Source organism: Escherichia sp. MOD1-EC6098, from assembly GCF_002965865.1.
GTDB lineage: Bacteria > Pseudomonadota > Gammaproteobacteria > Enterobacterales > Enterobacteriaceae > Escherichia > Escherichia marmotae.
The window spans coordinates 53,602-71,809 of the sequence record NZ_PTSN01000012.1; the positions used below are offsets into that span (position 1 = coordinate 53,602).

The window sequence follows — 18,208 nt, forward strand, 5'->3', positions numbered from 1 at the left end:
ATAATCAAATGCGTTTTCTGGCTGAGGTGGCACGGTGGTTCATCAGTTAATCCTTCGCAAAAAAGATTTTTTTGCCAGCGAACAGCAGGCGGTCGCTGTTGCTGACCGTTATCCGCAGGATGTCTTTGCCGAACATACACATGATTTTTGTGAACTGGTGATCGTCTGGCGCGGTAATGGTCTGCATGTGCTCAACGATCGCCCTTATCGCATTACCCGTGGCGATCTCTTTTATATTCACGCTGATGATAAACACTCCTACGCTTCTGTTAACGATCTGGTGTTGCAGAACATTATTTATTGCCCGGAGCGACTGACGCTTAGTCTTGACTGGCAGGGGGCGATTCCGGGATTTAACGCCAGCGCAGGACAATCACACTGGCGTTTAGGTAGCGTAGGCATGGCACAGGCGCGGCAGGTTATCGGTCAGCTTGAGCACGAAAGCAGTCAGCATGCACCGTTCGCCAACGAGATGGCGGAGTTACTGTTTGGGCAGTTGGTGATGCTTTTGAAGCGTCATCGTTACACCAGTGATTCGTTGCCGCCAACATCCAGCGAAACGTTGCTGGATAAGCTGATTACCCGGCTGGCGGCCAGCCTGAAAAGTCCCTTTGCGCTGGATAAATTTTGTGATGAGGCATCGTGCAGTGAACGCGTCCTGCGTCAGCAATTTCGCCAGCAGACCGGCATGACCATCAATCAATATCTGCGGCAGGTCAGAGTGTGCCATGCGCAATATCTTCTCCAGCATAGCCGCCTGTTAATCAGTGATATCTCGACAGAATGTGGCTTTGAAGACAGCAACTACTTTTCGGTGGTGTTTACCCGGGAAACCGGGATGACGCCCAGCCAGTGGCGTCATCTCTGTTCCCAGAAAGATTAATTCGCCATGCCCATACCAACGATGTTGGCGGCGACAATAATCACCACACAGCCGAGGCTCAACACCGTTACCGGACGGCGACCCGCATTGTTCCACTCTTTCAGAACCAGACCGACGATACCGCCGCACAGAACGTAGAAACTCATATGCAGCATCCAACTGATGTAGTCATATTGCGCCGGAATGCGGGCGTGACCCCAGGCATAGAAAAAGAATTGCAGATACCACATCAAACCGCCCAGCGCCGAGAGCAATATGTTGTGAATGATCAGCGGTTTTGCCAGCGAGAAGTCGGCTTTTAGCGACAAATCTTTCACTTTTGCCAGACGAATAAAACAGAAACCGAGGTTAATAATCGCGCCGCCGCCCATGATGACAACATAGCTTGGCAGAGCGACATACAATGGATCAACACCCAACGCGGCAGCCGCTTCATGCATTGGTTTTGCGGCGTTCATCGCAAAGGACATCCCTGCAGAGAAAATGCCGCACATCACCGCCAGTACCAGCCCTTTTTTCAGGTTGAACTCTTCGGCTTTAATGCCCATTTTGCGCTCTTTCAATTGCCCGGCGCGGGTCACAATTCCCACGCCAATCAGCGCTACCAGCACGCCGAGCAACGTCATTCGCCCACCGTCGGTATTAATTAACACATCGAAATTGCCGTTGATAATTGGCGTCATCAGTGTACCGACGATCAACGTAATGCCAATGGCGATACCTATCCCCATCGACATGCCGAGATAACGCATGGTCAGGCCGTAGTTGATATTACCAATCCCCCACATTGCGCCAAACAAAAATACCGGCAGCAAGGTAGAGAGGCTGAACGAGCTATAATATGCCCAGAAATCAGGTAGTAGCATGGCGCTGATAGCCCACGGCAGAATAATCCACGAGACAATTCCACCGACTGACCACATGGTTTCCCATGACCATTTTTTTACTTTTTTGAACGGAGCGTAAAAACAGGCTGCACTGGCCGCGCCGATCAAATGCCAAAAAATCCCCATCGTAATCGCGTTACTCATTTTCTTATCCTCATCATTTTTCGTCGCGTCACATCTCCGACGAGATGAGTGTAAAAATCGTGCTGTCGATTAACCTTTCGCCTGTTGCCGCCGTTGCCGATTTACTGGCAATCACGGCATTAAGTGGGTGATTTGGCTCACATCTCTGGCATTTTCCTGCAAAACCATATCCTTACGAAAAGTACGGCATTGATAATCATTTTCAATATCATTTAATTAACTATAATGAACCAACTGCTTACGCGGCATTAACAATCGGCCGCCCGACAATACTGGAGATGAATATGAGCTACACCCTGCCATCCCTGCCGTATGCTTACGATGCCCTGGAACCGCACTTCGATAAGCAGACCATGGAAATCCACCACACCAAACACCATCAGGCCTACGTCAACAACGCTAACGCGGCGCTGGAAAGCCTGCCAGAATTTGCCAACCTGCCGGTTGAAGAGCTGATCACTAAGCTGGATCAACTGCCAGCAGACAAGAAAACCGTTTTGCGCAACAACGCAGGCGGCCATGCTAACCACAGCCTGTTCTGGAAAGGCCTGAAAAAAGGCACCACCCTGCAGGGCGATCTGAAAGCGGCTATCGAACGTGATTTCGGTTCCGTTGATAACTTCAAAGCAGAATTTGAGAAAGCGGCAGCTTCCCGCTTTGGTTCCGGCTGGGCATGGCTGGTGCTGAAAGGCGATAAACTGGCGGTGGTTTCTACTGCTAACCAGGACTCCCCGCTGATGGGCGAAGCTATCTCTGGCGCTTCCGGCTTCCCTGTTCTGGGTCTGGATGTGTGGGAACACGCTTACTACCTGAAATTCCAGAACCGCCGTCCGGACTACATTAAAGAGTTCTGGAACGTGGTGAACTGGGACGAAGCAGCGGCACGTTTCGCCGCGAAAAAATAATCGCATATTGCCTGCTGCAATGAGGCGTTAACGCCATTTGCCAGCATAAAAAACAAACCATCGCAGATAGCGGTGGTTTTTTTGTGATCAATTTCAAAATAAAAACAATGATCCTATAAAAATAAAACAACGTTTCAATTGGTGTGGTTTTGATCACTTTTATTGCTCTGTTGAATGTCTATCTTCGTTTCCATCAACACTGATGCACCGTGAAGGACGTATGCATCAGCCTATAAAAATATGCCGATAGGTGATGAAAATGCAGATAAAACGCACGATAGAGAAAATCCCAGGGGGGATGATGCTCATCCCGTTGTTCCTTGGCGCACTGTGTCACACCTTCTCGCCAGGGGCGGGAAAATACTTTGGCTCATTCACTAACGGGATGATTACCGGCACGGTGCCGATTCTGGCGGTGTGGTTTTTCTGCATGGGGGCGTCGATCAAATTAAGCGCGACGGGAACGGTGTTGCGTAAATCCGGCACGTTGGTGGTAACCAAAATTGCTGTTGCATGGGTGGTTGCGGCAATTGCCTCGCGCATTATTCCCGAACATGGCGTTGAAGTCGGATTCTTTGCCGGACTTTCAACGCTGGCGCTGGTGGCGGCAATGGATATGACCAACGGCGGGCTTTACGCTTCGATCATGCAACAGTATGGCACCAAAGAAGAGGCCGGAGCGTTTGTGTTGATGTCGCTGGAGTCCGGGCCGCTCATGACGATGATTATTCTGGGAACCGCCGGAATTGCCTCGTTCGAACCGCATGTTTTTGTCGGTGCGGTATTACCGTTCCTCGTAGGCTTTGCGTTAGGGAACCTTGACCCTGAGTTGCGAGAATTTTTCAGCAAAGCAGTCCAGACGCTGATCCCGTTCTTTGCCTTTGCATTGGGCAATACCATTGATTTAACCGTGATTGCTCAGACTGGTTTGCTGGGGATCTTGCTGGGTGTGGCGGTGATTGTCGTGACCGGTATTCCATTGATTATTGCTGATAAGTTGATTGGTGGTGGCGATGGTACTGCCGGAATTGCGGCTTCCAGTTCTGCCGGTGCTGCGGTGGCTACGCCGGTACTGATTGCAGAAATGATCCCGGCCTTTAAACCTATGGCTCCAGCAGCAACCTCACTGGTGGCAACGTCGGTGATTGTGACTTCGATTCTGGTGCCGATTTTGACTTCTGTCTGGTCGCGTAAAGTTAAAGCCAGAGTGGCGAAGATCGAAATATTAGGTGCGGTGAAATAATCCCCCATCCATTTAAATCAAGGGGCCGGATGGTTTGTCGTCATCCGGCTTCTTGCGTTATCTGACAAAGACCTCGTCAATTGTTCGACATTCACTTTCGCTTAACTCGCCACCCGCATTGCGTGATACTCCAGTGCAATAACCAAACTTACGCGATACCACCGTCTTGATAGTAGTGACAAAATCCTCACCAATGGCGTAGATGGACATATAAGTGCCAATCTGTTGCTGAATCTCTTGTAAAGCCGCCAGGTCGCCGCGTTTGAAGGCTTCACGGGCTTCGACAAACAGTTCCGGCATAACGTTGTTCAGGCCGGATATTATCCCCGCGCCACCGGCTAGCAGATTAGGAATGTAATACTCGTCATAGCCCGAAAGTACAGCAAAATCAGAACGAACAGACTGTGTTGCCTGAATCATGCTGCGGGTGTGTGACTGGCAATCGACAGTGTCTTTAATCCCGGCAAAGTGAGGAAATTCACTCGCCAGCGTGGCGACCAGGTCTGGGGTTAAATCACAACCGGTCCGCGCCGGGAAGTTATATGCGAACCATTTTCCCCGTAACTCGCGACCCAGATGGCGGAAATAGCTTAATAATTGCTTCGCCGTCTGGCCGTAGTAGTAAGGCGGCAGGATCATCACTGCATCATAGCCTGTGCGATACGCTTCTTGTGCCATCACCAGTACATCGTGAGTGCAGGTGGAAGAAACGTTAGCGACCATTTTTAATGTGCTCATGGTACGCGCCTCGCGGATAAGCATGAGTCTCTCTTCGAGGGTGAAAGAGGCAAATTCACCAATGCTGCCCATCAGCAATATCACATCAATGTTGGCTTCCGTTAATCGCTGCAGATGTCGCTTCAGCCCGTTAAGATCCACATTACCGTCTTTATCCATTGGCGTAATGGAAGGACACCAGACGCCAGAAAACTGTGTTTGCTCGGTCACGTTGAACACTCCTTATAATGAAATGGCGTTTCAAATTCATCTCATTGATAACATTTCTAAGGCGTCATCATGTGAACCGTGCTCTCATTTTGCGCGCCTGACGTAAAATAAATATGGTCTAATGGGGAAATTTCTCGGTGGAGAGGGAACAGATGCGATATCCAGTTGATGTATACGCAGGCAAGGTTCGGGAATATCCGGAAAGCCGTCCAAGTGCGATTGCGAAAATCCAGGTCGATGGCGAGTTGATGTTGACAGAGCTGGGGCTGGAAGGTGACGAGCAGGCAGAGAAGAAAATTCATGGCGGACCAGACAGGGCGCTGTGTCACTATCCTCGTGAACATTATCTTTATTGGGCGCGGGAATTTCCGGAACAGGCGGATTTGTTTGTTGCGCCTGCGTTTGGTGAAAACCTCTCAACCGACGGTCTGACGGAAAGCAATGTTTATATTGGCGATATTTTCCGCTGGGGCGAGGCTTTGATTCAGGTTACCCAACCGCGGTCACCGTGCTTTAAACTCAATTATCATTTTGACATCAGCGATATGGCGCAGTTGATGCAAAATGCCGGAAAAACTGGCTGGTTATATAGCGTGATTGCGCCGGGGTTGATATCTGCAGATGCGCCGCTGGAGTTGGTTTCCCGCGTCAGTGATGTCACCGTGCAGGAGGCAATAGCCATTGCGTGGCATATGCCGTTTGATGATGAGCAGTATCACCGTTTACTCTCCGCTGCCGGGCTGTCGAAAAGCTGGACGCGGACGATGCAGAAGCGCCGACTTAGCGGCAAGATTGAAGATTTTTCGCGGCGTTTGTGGGGAAAATAAAAAGCGGAGAGTAGGCCTGATAAGACGCAACCAGCGTCGCATCAGGCATCCGCTCAAATGCCGGATGCGGCGTAAACGCCTTATCCGGCTTATAAAAGCTGTCTGCGCGGTGTTTAGCTCCGCTTATACAGCGGCAGCCAAATTACCAGCCGTAAACCGCCCAGCGGACTGTCTTCAGCTTTCACCCAACCACGGTGCTGCTGGATGGCGGTTTCGACAATCGCCAGCCCCAGACCCGTACCGCCAGATTCACGATCGCGCGCTTCATCGGTGCGATAAAACGGACGGAAAATCTGTTCGCGATCTTCCGGGCTAACGCCAGGACCATCGTCATCCACCGTAATGGTGATACCGTCTTTATCTACCGCGAAGCCCACTTCAATCTTCGTATGGGAATAACGCAGGGCATTACGGACAATGTTTTCCAGCGCACTTTCCAGGGCATTTGGGTTGCCGTACAGCGGCCACGGCCCTGGCGGGAAGTTAACGGTAAACGACTTGCCCATCTGCTCCGCTTCGAACGCTGCGTTATCCAGCACTTCGCTCCACAACTGGTTGGCTTTGATGGTCTCGCTTACCAGCGCGTTTTTCTGCTGATTACGTGACATCACCAACAGGTCGTTGATCATGCTGTCCAGACGTTGTGCTTCGGTTTCAATGCGCTCCAGTTCCTTACTTTCGCCACTACGACGGCGTAGTAACGCCGTACCCAGTTGCAGACGCGTCAGCGGCGTGCGCAGCTCGTGAGAGATATCAGAAAGCAGGCGCTGCTGGGAGGTCATCATGCGTTCCAGCGCAGTCACCATCTGGTTAAAACTGGCACCTGCGGCAAGAAATTCTTGTGGCCCCGCTTCCAGTTCCGGGTGCTGACGTAAGTTCCCCTGAGCGACTTCATCGGCAGCGTTTTTCAGCTTGCGCGCCGGTTTTGCCAGACTCCAGGCCAACCACAACAGCAACGGAGTACTGACCAACATGGTGACAATTAACAGTAATAGCGGGCGGTCAAACAGTAAGTTGATGAAATCGGATTGAGAACTGCTGGCCGGGCGAATCAGATAAAGTTGGTAATTATCTTCACCGTCGCGCACAGAGAACGGCCCGACCAGTTCCACGCGACCATACTTTTTCTTCTGCGGGTGATCGGCGTTATCCGCCTGACCAATAAAGTTGCGAATGATCTGCATTTCGCTGCGTTCAGCACCGATCACGCGGCCTTCGGTGGTTACCAGCAATAAACGCTGACCAGGTGGTGCCCATTTATCAATGGCACGGAACAGGCGACGCCACCACATTAAATCGTTGGGGGGATCGTTCGCCAGTTCCGCTTCGACATGCTGCTCAATCATCAGCCCCTGACGCTGTTCGCTATCCAGAAGCTCGGTCATCTGGCGTGAATCGAGCTTGGGTAACATCAAAACCAGCATCAACACCAGCGCCAGCGTCAGCCAGAAGATGGCGAAGATGCGCGCGGTTAAACTGCCTATCATGAAGCAGAAACCATCAGATAGCCGCGACCACGCAACGTTTTAAACCACGGATGCCCGTCTTTGCGATCCGGCAGCTTACGGCGCAGGTTGGAGATGTGCATATCGATAGCACGGTCGAAAGGCGTCAGGCGTTTGCCCAGCACTTCCTGGCTTAAATGCTCACGAGAAACTACCTGGCCCAGATGCTGCGCCAGCAAATAGAGCAGGGTAAATTCAGTACCGGTTAACTCCAGCGTTTGTCCGTCGAAGCTGGCTTCCTGACGACCTGGATTCAGCACTAACGCATCTACTTCCAGCGTCGGTGAACCGTTGTCGCTATTTTGCTGTTGCTCGCTCCAGTGCGAACGGCGCAGGATCGCGCGAATACGTGCAACCAGCTCACGATCATTAAACGGTTTCGGGAGATAGTCATCCGCGCCCAGCTCAAGGCCAAGAACGCGATCAAGTTCACTGCCGCGCGCTGTTAACATAATGACAGGCGTCTGGTGTGTCTGGCGAAGTGCCTTCAATGTATCGATACCATTTTTCTTCGGCATCATCACATCAAGCAAAAGTAAATCAATGCTGTCGTCCAGAAGATCAAGCGCCTGTTCTCCATCATGGGCAACAATCACGTCGAAACCTTCCATCTCGAGCAGTTCCTTTAACAGGGACGTTAGCTCTCGGTCATCATCAACTAACAAGATTTTATTCATTCTTTAATTACCTCCGAGGCAGAAATTACGTCATCAGACGTCGCTAATCCATGACTTTACGTTGTTTTACACCCCCTGACGCATGTTTGCAGCCTGAATCGTAAACTCTCTATCGTTGAATCGCGACAGAAAGATTTTGGGAGCAAATGATGCGCATAGTTACCGTTGCCGTCATGGCCTCAACGCTGGCAGTCAGTTCACTAAGCCACGCTGCTGAAGTCGGTTCAGGCGATAACTGGCATCCGGGCGAAGAACTTGCGCAGCGCAGTACGCAGAGCCATATGTTCGACGGCATAAGTTTAACTGAACATCAGCGTCAGCAGATGCGAGATCTTATGCAACAGGCCCGGCACGAACAGCCTCCTGTTAATGTTAGCGAAGTGGAGACAATGCATCGCCTTGTCACCGCAGAAAATTTTGATGAAAACGCTGTGCGCGCTCAGGCAGAAAAAATGGCGAAAGAGCAGATCGCTCGCCAGGTTGAGATGGCTAAAGTCCGCAACCAAATGTATCACCTGTTAACGCCGGAGCAGCAAGCGGTTTTAAACGAGAAACATCAACAGCGAATGGAGCAGTTGCGCGACGTGACGCAATGGCAAAAAAGTTCATCGTTGAAGCTATTGAGTAGTAGCAACTCACGTTCCCAGTAGTAAACCCTGTTTTCCTTGCCATAGACACCATCCCTGTCTTCCCCCACATGATGTGGGGGTTTTTTTTATCAATCACTTACATGCAATCAATAGTAAAAACAGTCATTTATCGAAAGCTGTAAGGGTCTGGAGCGGTTTCAAAATTTCTTGAGTGTGGACACTATGTGGACACTCAGAGGGGAAATTTATAACGTCACTCCGCCTTTTAGTGGATTCAGAGCGACGGCGTTCTGCAGGTAGTCAGGCGCAAGATGCGCATAGGTCATTGTCTGCTGAATGCTCGCATGCCCCAGAATCTGTTGCAGTGCAATTATATTGCCCCCATTCATCATGAAATGGCTTGCGAATGTATGCCGCAGAATGTGGGTTGCCTGATTGGGAGGTATGTCAGGTTTTACTCTGCGTAAAATCCCGCAAAACTTCTCATAATCGACCTTGAACAATTTGGCGCTGGCCTCCTCTTTAACTTTTTTCTCCAGTTCCTCAGATATCGGCACTGTTCGCTTTTTACCGTTTTTGGTTTTCAGGAAGGTAACCCTGCAACTTGTAATCTGTGCTGGTTTTAGCGTGGCAACTTCCGTCCATCTTCCTCCAGTGCTCAGACATAAAAGCGCGACAAGTAAGTCATCACCAGTCAAAACATTTAGCAGTTTTTCGATTTCTGCTTTTTCCAGGAACGTCATTTCAGGGTTAGCCTCCGTCAGTGGCGGCAGTCCGTGAATTGGGTGTTGCCCGGAAAATTCATCTAATTGAATTAATTTTGTGAACATGCCGGATAATCGGTACATGTCGCGGTTTATCGTTGCAGCACTGATGCCATCACGTAGTCGCATGGAGCGATAATCCATCAAAGCCCTTTTGTTCATCCGACTCACTGGTATATCACCTATGCCGCTGATGGTTTTGAGCAGATGATTAAACTCTTTTGTCCCATGCTCGTGGTTTTGCCCGTGGTATTTCCACCAGATGTCGAGCAATTCTGTCAAAGTTCGGCGGTCTGCTCGCTGGCCTCCCCATTCTTTCTGACTGGCATTGGCGATTGTGTATCGCTCAAATGCTAGTGCTTCAGCTTTTCTTTCAAATTTCCTGCGGATGCGCTTTCCATCGCGACCGCGAGGCCTAATATCCACTTCATAACGTCCATCATCGAGCTTTCTGATACTCATAAAGCCCTCCGATGAGCACGTGTTTTCTTGTTGTTTGACCCTTTATGGTTGTGTGGTGAATATTTTTTTACCAGTAACATGCATTTTATGTGCATGTAATTTCGGTAAATAGTTAGCCAGTTTTGCGGTCTGAGTGTGACGAGGTTGTTTCTTCTTGCCCAGAGTGTGCGACGACCGGGGAAATCTGCCCGGCTTCTGGCGCAACCTCATCTGTCATAATCCACAGTGTATATTTTTTAAACAGAGGCGTGTTTACCACTTGCTTTACGATTTGTAGTCCAGGCTCTTTATGTCCCCCTTCGTAATTTTTCAATGAGCTAAGTGCTAATCCGCTAAGTTCGCAAAATTTTTTTTGCGTTAATCCCTCTGCTTTGCGGATTGCGCGAAGTTTCTCCGATATTTTCATTTGACATGGTTCCCTTATGGAGACTATATTCCCCTCAAAAGGTACTTGTTTGGAAACCTTTTGGGGCGTGAGTCCAGCCAGTCAGGAGCGTTCCTGAGCGGTTTTGAAAGGGCTGGAACAAATAAGATTAGCACGACAGGTGTGTTTTATGGACGCAAACAACTATGTAATTCAGTATCCGATTGACGCGGTACATCCTGATAAGTTCGCAGAATTGCTCGGAAAACCGCGTACTGCGGTTGTTGAAATGATTAAAGCTAATAAGCTGCCGGTTGTTGAGTTTCGTGATCCAAACAAACCAAATGCTCGCGCAGGCGACAAGCTGGTTTTCATTCCTGAGTTCAATCGCGGTGTGCATGAGGCGTTTTATAACCGACCGGTTGAACAGCGTGATGCATGGCTTTTGTGGATGGGGTTGTGATTATGAATGAGCCGCGTTGTATTGCTCAGTTATTGCGTAACGAAAGCCCCAGGGCGATTGACTTCACCATCACCCATGGTAAGGGGCGTAAGGGAATCATTATCCGCACCAAAAAACAGAGTCCGTTAAAAAAGGCTCTGACCTTTCTGAAAAGCCGGAGGGTCTGGAAATGACAGTGATGACGCTCAATCTCGTTGAAAAACAGCCAGCAGCTATGCGCCGGATAATTGGTAAGCATCTGGCCGTCCCTCGCTGGCAGGAGACATGCGATTATTATAATCAGATGATGGAACGCGAACGGCTAACGGTTTGCTTCCATGCGCAGTTAAAACAGCGTCACGCAACGATGCGTTTTGAAGAAATGAACGACGTCGAACGTGAACGGCTGGTTTGTGCAATTGATGAATTGCGTGGGGCATTCTCAAAACGCCGTCAGGTTGGCGCAAGTGAGTATGCATATATTAGTTTTTTAACAGTAAGTCAGCGTCGCACTTTATTTATGCACGCACGACTGACAGAAAAAGAATTTAACCAGCCGTACTGGCGAATTAATGAAGAATCATGTTACTGGCGTGATGCTTTATTCCGTGCATTACGTGAATTATTCAGTCTGTTTGAGTATGCACCGACAATTCTGACGTCGGTAAAACCAGAGCAATATCTGCATTAAGTAATTAACCAGAGTTTTTAACGCACTTAATTGTGCGGGCTTCTTTTTGCCTGGAGAAAGTCATGCATACAGTTTCTGAAAATCAGTGCGGTAAATACGCATTAATGCTGCAACAGGCCAGAACCGAAGCACAGGCCGACGCAGCAACGCGCTTTTCGTCTCATCTTGATGCCATGATTCGCCACATCACAAAGGCGGAGTTATCCCGCGTGGAGATAGTCGAGTTGCTCAGTCAGGAGTCTGCCAAATTCCATAATCTAGGACTCAATAAATAACAGGAAAGTTGGAGATGACAAATACAAAATGGTTCAGGAAACGCTTAACAGATTATCAACTTTCATTACTTAAAAAATTAGATGACAAGACTCCACTACATCCATCAAGCGATGTCTTCCGCTCCTGGCCTAGTCGTGTGGAAAAAGCATTTATAGCAATGGGGAAATGGGGGCTTGTGACCAAATCAAGAGAAGGTTTCTGTATTACCGATAATGGCCGGGAAATGATTGATTCTGCGGAGAGGGCATATAGCGAATGAAAAATATATTGCTTAATAACTGGCTGAAGATTTCAGTTATGAAAAATGGTGATTTGTCTCTAGCTGATATTAAACGCGATAAAAACACTGGGGATATGGTTGAATCAACTATAGCCATTTATGCGGATAAATTAAATCTCCTGTCTGATGTGGTCAATTTACTTGTTAAACGCGCTGTATTTCATAAGCAAATTTCCTCCGTGGATGAACTGACAAAATTAACGACAGAAGTCACCAGCTATTGCGCTGATGAATTTAAGAAACTGAACGACAAAAGGAACTGGTAATGCCGGACAACGTAGATTTTATTCAGGAACAACAAGCTGAATTACTGGAGCGCCAGATTAACGCGGCAAGGGTAAAACATTGCGGTGCTTCTGCGCTGGTTTGCGAAGAGTGTGACGCGCCAATACCTGCTGCCCGTCGTGCGGCTTATCCGTCAGCCACGCGTTGTGTTTCCTGCCAGTCAGTCTTTGAAGCAAAAAACAAGCATTACCGGAGAATGGCATGAGTATTCGTATCGAAATTGGCGAACGTTATGTCGTTACCAGTGACAGCTTTCAGTTTATTCTCCACGAGAAAAAGAGAGCGGAAAGCGGTAAAAACGCCGGCCAGGAATGGCTGGCGGTGGTTGGTTATTACCCGAAATTAAGCCAGCTCGTTTCCGGCATGATGCATCACGATATTCTGACCGGAAGCGCAAAATCTTTTGCTGATTTAAACGCGCAGGTTGAGCAACTCAGCAAGCGTTGTTCAGAGGCTTTTGGCTCACATGACCGTTAAAGCCTCCGGGCGTTTTGTCCCTCCGTCAGCATTTGCCACAGGCACCGGTAAGGCGTTTACCGGTGCTTATGCATGGAACGCGCCACGCGAGGCTGTCGGGCGCGAAAGACCCCTTACACGTGACGAGATGCGTCAGGTGCAAGGTGTTTTATCCACGATTAACCGCCTGCCTTACTTTTTGCGCTCGCTGTTTACTTCACGCTATGACTACATCCGGCGCAATAAAAGCCCGGTGCACGGGGTTTATTTCCTCACATCCACTTTTCAGCGTCGTTTATGGCCGCGCATTGAGCGTGTGAATCAGCGCCATGAAATGAACACCGACGCGTCGTTGCTGTTTCTGGCAGAGCGTGACCACTATGCGCGCCTGCCGGGAATGAATGACAAGGAGCTGAAAAAGTTTGCTGCCCGTATCTCATCGCAGCTTTTCATGATGTATGAGGAACTCTGCGATGCCTGGGTGGATGCGCATGGCGAAAAAGAATCGCTGTTTACGGATGAGGCGCAGGCACATCTGTATGGTCATGTTGCTGGCGCTGCACGTGCTTTCAATATTTCCCCGCTTTACTGGAAAAAATACCGTAAAGGGCAGATGACCACGAGGCAGGCATATTCTGCCATTGCCCGCCTGTTTAACGATGAGTGGTGGACTCATCAGCTTAAAGGCCAGCGTATGCGCTGGCATGAGGCGTTACTGATTGCTGTCGGGGAGGTCAATAAAGACCGTTCTCCTTATGCCAGTAAACATGCCATTCGTGATGTGCGTGCGCGCCGCCAGGCAAATCTGGAATTTCTTAAATCGTGTGACCTTGAGAACAGGGAAACCGGCGAGCGCATCGACCTTATCAGTAAGGTGATGGGCAGTATTTCTAATCCAGAAATTCGCCGGATGGAGCTGATGAACACCATCGCCGGTATTGAGCGTTACGCCGCCGCAGAGGGTGATGTGGGGATGTTTATCACGCTGACCGCGCCGTCAAAGTATCACCCGACACGTCAGGTCAGAAAAGGCGAAAGTAAAACCGTCCAGCTAAATCACGGCTGGAACGATGAGGCATTTAATCCAAAGGATGCGCAGCGTTATCTCTGCCGTATCTGGAGCCTGATGCGCACGGCATTCAAGGATAATGATTTACAGGTCTACGGTTTGCGAGTCGTCGAGCCACACCACGACGGAACGCCGCACTGGCATATGATGCTTTTTTGTAATCCACGCCAGCGTAACCAGATTATCGAAATCATGCGTCGCTATGCGCTCAAAGAGGATGGCGACGAAAGAGGAGCCGCGCGAAACCGTTTTCAGGCAAAACACCTTAACCGGGGCGGTGCTGCGGGATATATCGCGAAATACATTTCGAAAAATATCGACGGCTATGCACTGGATGGTCAGCTCGATAACGATACCGGCAGGCCGCTGAAAGACACTGCCGCGGCTGTTACCGCATGGGCGTCAACGTGGCGCATTCCGCAATTTAAAACGGTTGGCCTGCCGACAATGGGGGCTTACCGTGAACTACGCAAATTGCCTCGCGGCGTCAGCATTGCTGATGAGTTTGACGAACGCGTCGAGGCTGCACGCGCTGCCGCAGACAGTGGTGATTTTGCGTTGTATATCAGCGCGCAGGGTGGGGCAAATGTTCCGCGCGATTGTCAGACTGTCAGGGTTGCCCGTAGTCCGTCGGATGAAGTTAACGAGTACGAGGAAGAAGTCGAGAGAGTGGTCGGCATTTACGCGCCGCATCTCGGCGCGCGTCATATTCATATCACCAGAACGACGGACTGGCGCATTGTGCCGAAAGTTCCGGTCGTTGAGCCTTTGACTTTAAAAAGCGGCATCGCCGCGCCTCGGAGTCCTGTCAATAACTGTGGAAAGCTCACCGGCGGTGATGCTTCGTTACCGGCTCCCACACCTTCTGAGCACGCCGCAGCAGTGCTTAATCTGGTTGATGACGGTGTTATCGAATGGAATGATCCGGAGGTTATGAGGGCGCTCAGAGGTGCATTAAAACACGGACTGAGAACACCAAATCGTCAGCAAAGAAACGGAAGCCCGTTAAAACCGCATGAAATAGCGCCATCAGCCAGGCTGACCCGGTCGGAACGATTGCAAATTACCCGTATCCGCGTTGACCTTGCTCAGAACGGTATCAGGCCGCAGCGATGGGAGCTTGAGGCGCTGGCGCGTGGCGCGACCGTAAATTATGACGGGAAAAAATTCACGTATCCGGTCGCTGATGAGTGGCTTGGTTATTCAACAGTATCCGAATGGAATTTATGATAACCAAGTTAATCTAAATAAATAATTATCTGATTGGTGTTATTTTCAGTGTTGGTAAAAACCTTGGGGTGTGACAGTTTTATGCAAATTGGTGAGTACAGGTCAGGTTGTTCGATATGTTGATAGCCGAAACTATAGAGCAATGGATAGCAATGAACTCATCATGCGGACGATTACCTGAAATAATAATTCTGGTATATAGACCATATATCTAAAAGAATTGAAAGGCGGTTTTAACTAAACTTCTGTTATTTTGTTTTAGGATAAAAACGTGGTGATGTCAATCACCACGTTATAAAAGTTACAGTTTTACTGCATAATGTATGACGGAAAATTGTTCACCATTAGCCAGGCCGTGGTGTAGCATTTTTTTTACATTCCCAAAGTTCGTGTTAATCTTTTCTGTGTTAACAAATGTTGTGTTTTCGACTTCAGGGTTTAATGTGGTGTAGTCTATACTTTTTACAAATTCAACGTAGTTATCCCACCAGGTATCGAATTTTTTTCCATCGTAATAAGTAATGAGGAATAATCTCTTTACGTCCAGAGGGTTGTAATTGACAAGCATTTTTTTGTAATGAATGGTGATATACTCCTTGTTTATCTGACTAAGCTTCATTGCTTCTAATATTGCAAACATGTTTGAGTTGTGCTCAACAATAATATCAAGTTCTCCGGCGCTCTTTCCACTTGTAGATATGCCTTCACGAGTTTGGTCTTTTATCTCGTATTCCTTCGCAAGCAAGTATTCACGGAGTAAGTCATTTAAGTCATCCTCTGTGTTCCCTTTTCGATGAAGCCGAACCAATCTCTCTAGAGACCAGGCAATATCATAATCAAGTTTTGTAAAAGACATATGTTTACCTATAATGCTTGCTGATGATTGAGGGGTTAGATGACTTATTCCCAGTAAGTGAATTTTTTGTCTGGATAAAATAGGTAAAGCCGCGCTGTACAAATTGTTATCAGCAGTTAATATTGTTTTGTCGTTTGTGGTTATAGCACATGAAATAGCTGAAACTACATAATCATGTATTGAAGATGATATATTGGGAGAAGAAAGTAATAGTTTACCTTGGCAACTGTCTGATTTTATGGCTTTCTCCCAAGTTTGGTAGAGCAAAAAAGCTGATTTGTCGTTATTAAGACTTAATAAATATTGTTGTTCAATTATTCCTGCCTCATCTAAAACGATCTGGTTCTGCGGATTCATTAAAACACCCATAAAAATCGAAATAAAAGTGTCCATATTTTTGATGTGAAGCCCCATGAATTCAGGGCTTATACAATGAGTGTAAAACATTTATAACAGACCTTTATTTTTAAGATGTTTTTTAACTTTAAAATTCTGGATTTGAAGTGTGTCTTGAATTTCAATGTCTAAAAAATCCGCAGGCCAAGTTATATCTCCATCCTCGGTAATAGGAATCACTTTTAAACTAGTGACATTATCTTCAGATTTTCTTTCAAGATTGCAAAGCATTACATCATTTGGTGTAAGGCTCGATTTAGTATCAACAATACGCAATCTGATTCTTCTGATTAGAGCGTCACTGTGAGTTTCAATAATAAATCTTTTTTTCTCTTTTAATGCAATGTGAATTAAAGCATCAGTGAGCCATGCTTGCATTTTGGGGTGTAAGTGAATTTCTGGTTGTTCTATAATAGTGATGGAATTTTTAGGGGACAAATAAGCTTGAACCAAAATAGGTAAAACCTGAGATATGCCAAAACCTACATCTGTTAACTCTAGAGAGATGGAATCTTGGGTGATGTTGATCTTATGAATGATGTCATTAACCATGACGACATCTACTTCAAGATTGAACTTTGCCAGTAAAATATTAATTTTATTTTTTATTTCTGGATTTTTCTTTAACACCTCAGCCAGTTCATTACCTTCCAGAACATTAAGAAAAGTATGCTGTATAGACTTGTCTAAAAGATAGTAGCGTTGAGGGAATGCCCTTAATGGGCTGACATGATTTATTTTTACACCATTAAACTCAGAGATAAATGCTTTTGTTAGCTTCTCAAGATAGTTGCAGAATAAACTAGCGAATGGGTCAAGGGACACAATGTGTTTGTCAATGAAATTAACGTTTTGAATTTCATCTATAAGGGATAGTGAATTGAAATTGATTAGTTTCGATATCTCTTCTCGGGATTTGCTTAAGTGAGTTCTTTTAATAACGTCAGAGCGTAAAAAGAATTTCCCTTTAGATATACCCAAGCTGGTGATGCATTCGCCTAAGTGATTATGAAAAGCGCACCCGGTTATTTTTAGTTGGTTTGATTTTTTATCAAAGCAAAAATCATAATCAATTCGTTTGGGGGATATTTTTTTTGCACTAAGAGATGCTAATGACATTAAGCTGCTTTGAATGTTTTCGAAAGAAACAATATTAACAAACTCTGCTAGTCGATCGAGATGTGGACGGGATTTTTTTGCAACATCCTCAGGTAGTTGTCTGTATTTTGATAATAATTCGCAAACACCATCAGAAATGGCTTTAAGTTGTGCAGAGTTGTAAGTGTCTCTAAACATATAGTTTGATTCGATTTTATCAATAGTTTTTAACGTGTCATTAAAACTATTGTTCATCAAATCACTGCTGGGTGTTGTTGATGCCGCACTTTTTAATACTTGTCCCAAATATCTGGCAAGTGAAAAATAGAAGTCAATAAAATCTCGCTTGCTTTTGTGAATGTCGTATCGCAAGGATTGTTGGTTTGATATTTCAAATGAAAAACTTAAGGTGTTTTTGGGGTTTTTTTCTCTGATGATATTCAGAGATTCCCCCATGCCAACCTTATTTCCATTTAATCTTAGTGCTGATTCGGAAATGTTTATTGTTTCTGCTGTTTGTGAAAACATCAAAAGTGAATTGATAAGTGCGCTTTTTCCACAGCTATTTGCTCCTAATAACACCGTTATAGGCTTAATCTCGAACGAGAAATCCTTAAATGCTTTGTAATTTTTTCCTGAGAATTTTGTTAACATGTTTAAGTCCTTGTATAAAAAGCCCAAGTATATAATGTGTTTTGACAGTATGGAATGCAAGCTTGCTCTAAAAAATCATGGGATTGTCAAGGGGGGCATGACGGTGCATGAAAATGCATACGTTATGTCCGATAAATTTTGTGCGTATATTATTGCCATCAAAATGCATGGAACCAGAATGCATTTGCATTAAAACCGCCCTACGAAGCGGGCGGGCGAGGCGGGGAAAGCACTGCGCGCTGGCGGTGGTGCTGATTTTATTTTTTCAGCGTCTGA

At 47.1% G+C, this 18,208-nt stretch carries 21 protein-coding genes; 13 read left to right on the forward strand and 8 right to left on the reverse strand.

Translation table 11 applies throughout. The annotated features are described in order from the left end of the window. The first annotated feature begins 34 nt into the window (after window positions 1-34). A complete protein-coding gene (rhaR, locus tag C0K55_RS13605; protein WP_001517486.1) occupies window positions 35-883 on the forward strand; it encodes an HTH-type transcriptional activator RhaR in 849 nt (282 codons plus the stop codon). On the opposite strand, the gene rhaT is transcribed toward rhaR, so the two are convergent. Beyond that, window positions 880-1,914, reverse strand: coding sequence for an L-rhamnose/proton symporter RhaT (gene rhaT, locus C0K55_RS13610; protein ID WP_001517487.1), 1,035 nt, complete (start codon window positions 1,912-1,914; stop codon window positions 880-882). The two genes, rhaR and rhaT, sit on opposite strands and share 4 nt — an antisense overlap. A gap of 284 nt (window positions 1,915-2,198) precedes the next feature. Between rhaT and sodA the strand changes: the two genes are divergently transcribed. After that, window positions 2,199-2,819 (forward strand): superoxide dismutase [Mn], encoded by a 621-nt coding sequence (gene sodA / locus C0K55_RS13615; RefSeq protein WP_010350891.1) that lies wholly within the window; start codon window positions 2,199-2,201, stop codon window positions 2,817-2,819. A 259-nt stretch (window positions 2,820-3,078) separates the two neighbouring features. Continuing rightward, complete coding sequence (gene kdgT, locus C0K55_RS13625; RefSeq protein WP_010376485.1) at window positions 3,079-4,062, forward strand: 2-keto-3-deoxygluconate transporter; 984 nt, start codon at window positions 3,079-3,081, stop codon at window positions 4,060-4,062. 57 nt (window positions 4,063-4,119) lie between these two features. On the opposite strand, the gene C0K55_RS13630 is transcribed toward kdgT, so the two are convergent. Further along, window positions 4,120-5,010 (reverse strand): dihydrodipicolinate synthase family protein, encoded by an 891-nt coding sequence (locus tag C0K55_RS13630; RefSeq protein ID WP_000139749.1) that lies wholly within the window; start codon window positions 5,008-5,010, stop codon window positions 4,120-4,122. A gap of 152 nt (window positions 5,011-5,162) precedes the next feature. On the opposite strand from C0K55_RS13630, the gene yiiM reads away from it, so the two are divergent. Continuing rightward, the gene (gene yiiM, locus C0K55_RS13635; protein WP_001270231.1) at window positions 5,163-5,837 is read left to right on the forward strand and encodes a 6-hydroxyaminopurine reductase; all 675 of its coding nucleotides are present in this window, start codon (window positions 5,163-5,165) and stop codon (window positions 5,835-5,837) included. 113 nt (window positions 5,838-5,950) lie between these two features. Here yiiM and cpxA read toward each other — a convergent pair whose 3' ends face one another. After that, window positions 5,951-7,324 carry an envelope stress sensor histidine kinase CpxA gene (gene cpxA, locus C0K55_RS13640; RefSeq protein ID WP_000580416.1) on the reverse strand — a complete coding sequence of 458 codons (1,374 nt, stop codon included), beginning with the start codon at window positions 7,322-7,324 and terminating at the stop codon, window positions 5,951-5,953. After that, window positions 7,321-8,019, reverse strand: coding sequence for an envelope stress response regulator transcription factor CpxR (gene cpxR, locus C0K55_RS13645; RefSeq protein ID WP_001033718.1), 699 nt, complete (start codon window positions 8,017-8,019; stop codon window positions 7,321-7,323). The genes cpxA and cpxR overlap by 4 nt, the downstream gene beginning before the upstream one ends. 149 nt (window positions 8,020-8,168) lie before the next feature. On the opposite strand from cpxR, the gene cpxP reads away from it, so the two are divergent. Next, window positions 8,169-8,669, forward strand: a complete 501-nt coding sequence (gene cpxP / locus C0K55_RS13650; RefSeq protein ID WP_001517491.1) for a cell-envelope stress modulator CpxP — start codon at window positions 8,169-8,171, stop codon at window positions 8,667-8,669. Between the two features lie 185 nt (window positions 8,670-8,854). Here cpxP and C0K55_RS13655 read toward each other — a convergent pair whose 3' ends face one another. Both C0K55_RS13655 and C0K55_RS13660 read right to left on the reverse strand, forming a co-directional pair. Next, the gene (locus tag C0K55_RS13655) at window positions 8,855-9,835 is read right to left on the reverse strand and encodes a phage integrase (protein WP_001503211.1); all 981 of its coding nucleotides are present in this window, start codon (window positions 9,833-9,835) and stop codon (window positions 8,855-8,857) included. 112 nt (window positions 9,836-9,947) lie between these two features. After that, window positions 9,948-10,241 carry a helix-turn-helix domain-containing protein gene (locus tag C0K55_RS13660; protein ID WP_001554338.1) on the reverse strand — a complete coding sequence of 98 codons (294 nt, stop codon included), beginning with the start codon at window positions 10,239-10,241 and terminating at the stop codon, window positions 9,948-9,950. Window positions 10,242-10,389: 148 nt separating this feature from the next. On the opposite strand from C0K55_RS13660, the gene C0K55_RS13665 reads away from it, so the two are divergent. The 8 genes from C0K55_RS13665 to C0K55_RS13700 all read left to right on the forward strand — a co-directional run bounded on the left by C0K55_RS13665 (window position 10,390) and on the right by C0K55_RS13700 (window position 14,928). Continuing rightward, on the forward strand, window positions 10,390-10,662 hold the full coding sequence (locus C0K55_RS13665; RefSeq protein ID WP_001503212.1) for a Cox family DNA-binding protein: 273 nt from the start codon (window positions 10,390-10,392) through the stop codon (window positions 10,660-10,662). A gap of 169 nt (window positions 10,663-10,831) precedes the next feature. Then, entirely contained in the window at window positions 10,832-11,332 is a 501-nt protein-coding gene (locus tag C0K55_RS13670; protein WP_000217679.1) for a hypothetical protein, read from the forward strand. 62 nt (window positions 11,333-11,394) lie between these two features. Further along, entirely contained in the window at window positions 11,395-11,607 is a 213-nt protein-coding gene (locus C0K55_RS13675) for a DUF2732 family protein (protein WP_000557709.1), read from the forward strand. Between the two features lie 14 nt (window positions 11,608-11,621). Continuing rightward, window positions 11,622-11,867: a hypothetical protein gene (locus C0K55_RS13680; RefSeq protein ID WP_000185626.1), complete on the forward strand. Its 246-nt coding sequence runs from the start codon at window positions 11,622-11,624 to the stop codon at window positions 11,865-11,867. After that, window positions 11,864-12,154, forward strand: a complete 291-nt coding sequence (locus C0K55_RS13685; protein ID WP_000789846.1) for a DUF5405 family protein — start codon at window positions 11,864-11,866, stop codon at window positions 12,152-12,154. Before C0K55_RS13680 ends, C0K55_RS13685 begins: the two co-directional genes overlap by 4 nt. Continuing rightward, window positions 12,154-12,378: a TraR/DksA family transcriptional regulator gene (locus C0K55_RS13690; protein ID WP_001113263.1), complete on the forward strand. Its 225-nt coding sequence runs from the start codon at window positions 12,154-12,156 to the stop codon at window positions 12,376-12,378. Before C0K55_RS13685 ends, C0K55_RS13690 begins: the two co-directional genes overlap by 1 nt. Continuing rightward, window positions 12,375-12,650: a DUF5405 family protein gene (locus C0K55_RS13695; protein WP_105266121.1), complete on the forward strand. Its 276-nt coding sequence runs from the start codon at window positions 12,375-12,377 to the stop codon at window positions 12,648-12,650. Before C0K55_RS13690 ends, C0K55_RS13695 begins: the two co-directional genes overlap by 4 nt. Further along, window positions 12,640-14,928, forward strand: a complete 2,289-nt coding sequence (locus C0K55_RS13700) for a replication endonuclease (protein WP_105266120.1) — start codon at window positions 12,640-12,642, stop codon at window positions 14,926-14,928. The genes C0K55_RS13695 and C0K55_RS13700 overlap by 11 nt, the downstream gene beginning before the upstream one ends. A 301-nt stretch (window positions 14,929-15,229) precedes the next feature. Here the strand turns inward: C0K55_RS13700 and C0K55_RS13705 are convergent, their stop codons facing one another. Continuing rightward, a complete protein-coding gene (locus tag C0K55_RS13705; protein WP_236942604.1) occupies window positions 15,230-16,141 on the reverse strand; it encodes a hypothetical protein in 912 nt (303 codons plus the stop codon). A gap of 90 nt (window positions 16,142-16,231) precedes the next feature. Continuing rightward, entirely contained in the window at window positions 16,232-17,932 is a 1,701-nt protein-coding gene (locus C0K55_RS13710) for an AAA family ATPase (protein ID WP_069914504.1), read from the reverse strand. Window positions 17,933-18,208: the final 276 nt, after the last annotated feature.

What these genes read in the sequence shown, in the direction of transcription:
- cpxP (WP_001517491.1), top strand. Translation starts at nt 8,169, where the DNA reads ATGCGCATAGTTACCGTTGCCGTCATGGCCTCAACGCTGGCAGTCAGT.
- C0K55_RS13705 (WP_236942604.1), bottom strand. Translation starts at nt 16,141, where the DNA reads ATGAATCCGCAGAACCAGATCGTTTTAGATGAGGCAGGAATAATTGAA.
- sodA (WP_010350891.1), top strand. Translation starts at nt 2,199, where the DNA reads ATGAGCTACACCCTGCCATCCCTGCCGTATGCTTACGATGCCCTGGAA.
- cpxA (WP_000580416.1), bottom strand. Translation starts at nt 7,324, where the DNA reads ATGATAGGCAGTTTAACCGCGCGCATCTTCGCCATCTTCTGGCTGACG.
- C0K55_RS13670 (WP_000217679.1), top strand. Translation starts at nt 10,832, where the DNA reads ATGACAGTGATGACGCTCAATCTCGTTGAAAAACAGCCAGCAGCTATG.
- C0K55_RS13685 (WP_000789846.1), top strand. Translation starts at nt 11,864, where the DNA reads ATGAAAAATATATTGCTTAATAACTGGCTGAAGATTTCAGTTATGAAA.
- C0K55_RS13655 (WP_001503211.1), bottom strand. Translation starts at nt 9,835, where the DNA reads ATGAGTATCAGAAAGCTCGATGATGGACGTTATGAAGTGGATATTAGG.
- C0K55_RS13680 (WP_000185626.1), top strand. Translation starts at nt 11,622, where the DNA reads ATGACAAATACAAAATGGTTCAGGAAACGCTTAACAGATTATCAACTT.
- C0K55_RS13695 (WP_105266121.1), top strand. Translation starts at nt 12,375, where the DNA reads ATGAGTATTCGTATCGAAATTGGCGAACGTTATGTCGTTACCAGTGAC.
- C0K55_RS13665 (WP_001503212.1), top strand. Translation starts at nt 10,390, where the DNA reads ATGGACGCAAACAACTATGTAATTCAGTATCCGATTGACGCGGTACAT.
- C0K55_RS13675 (WP_000557709.1), top strand. Translation starts at nt 11,395, where the DNA reads ATGCATACAGTTTCTGAAAATCAGTGCGGTAAATACGCATTAATGCTG.
- rhaT (WP_001517487.1), bottom strand. Translation starts at nt 1,914, where the DNA reads ATGAGTAACGCGATTACGATGGGGATTTTTTGGCATTTGATCGGCGCG.
- yiiM (WP_001270231.1), top strand. Translation starts at nt 5,163, where the DNA reads ATGCGATATCCAGTTGATGTATACGCAGGCAAGGTTCGGGAATATCCG.
- C0K55_RS13710 (WP_069914504.1), bottom strand. Translation starts at nt 17,932, where the DNA reads ATGTTAACAAAATTCTCAGGAAAAAATTACAAAGCATTTAAGGATTTC.
- C0K55_RS13700 (WP_105266120.1), top strand. Translation starts at nt 12,640, where the DNA reads ATGACCGTTAAAGCCTCCGGGCGTTTTGTCCCTCCGTCAGCATTTGCC.
- C0K55_RS13690 (WP_001113263.1), top strand. Translation starts at nt 12,154, where the DNA reads ATGCCGGACAACGTAGATTTTATTCAGGAACAACAAGCTGAATTACTG.
- kdgT (WP_010376485.1), top strand. Translation starts at nt 3,079, where the DNA reads ATGCAGATAAAACGCACGATAGAGAAAATCCCAGGGGGGATGATGCTC.
- C0K55_RS13660 (WP_001554338.1), bottom strand. Translation starts at nt 10,241, where the DNA reads ATGAAAATATCGGAGAAACTTCGCGCAATCCGCAAAGCAGAGGGATTA.
- cpxR (WP_001033718.1), bottom strand. Translation starts at nt 8,019, where the DNA reads ATGAATAAAATCTTGTTAGTTGATGATGACCGAGAGCTAACGTCCCTG.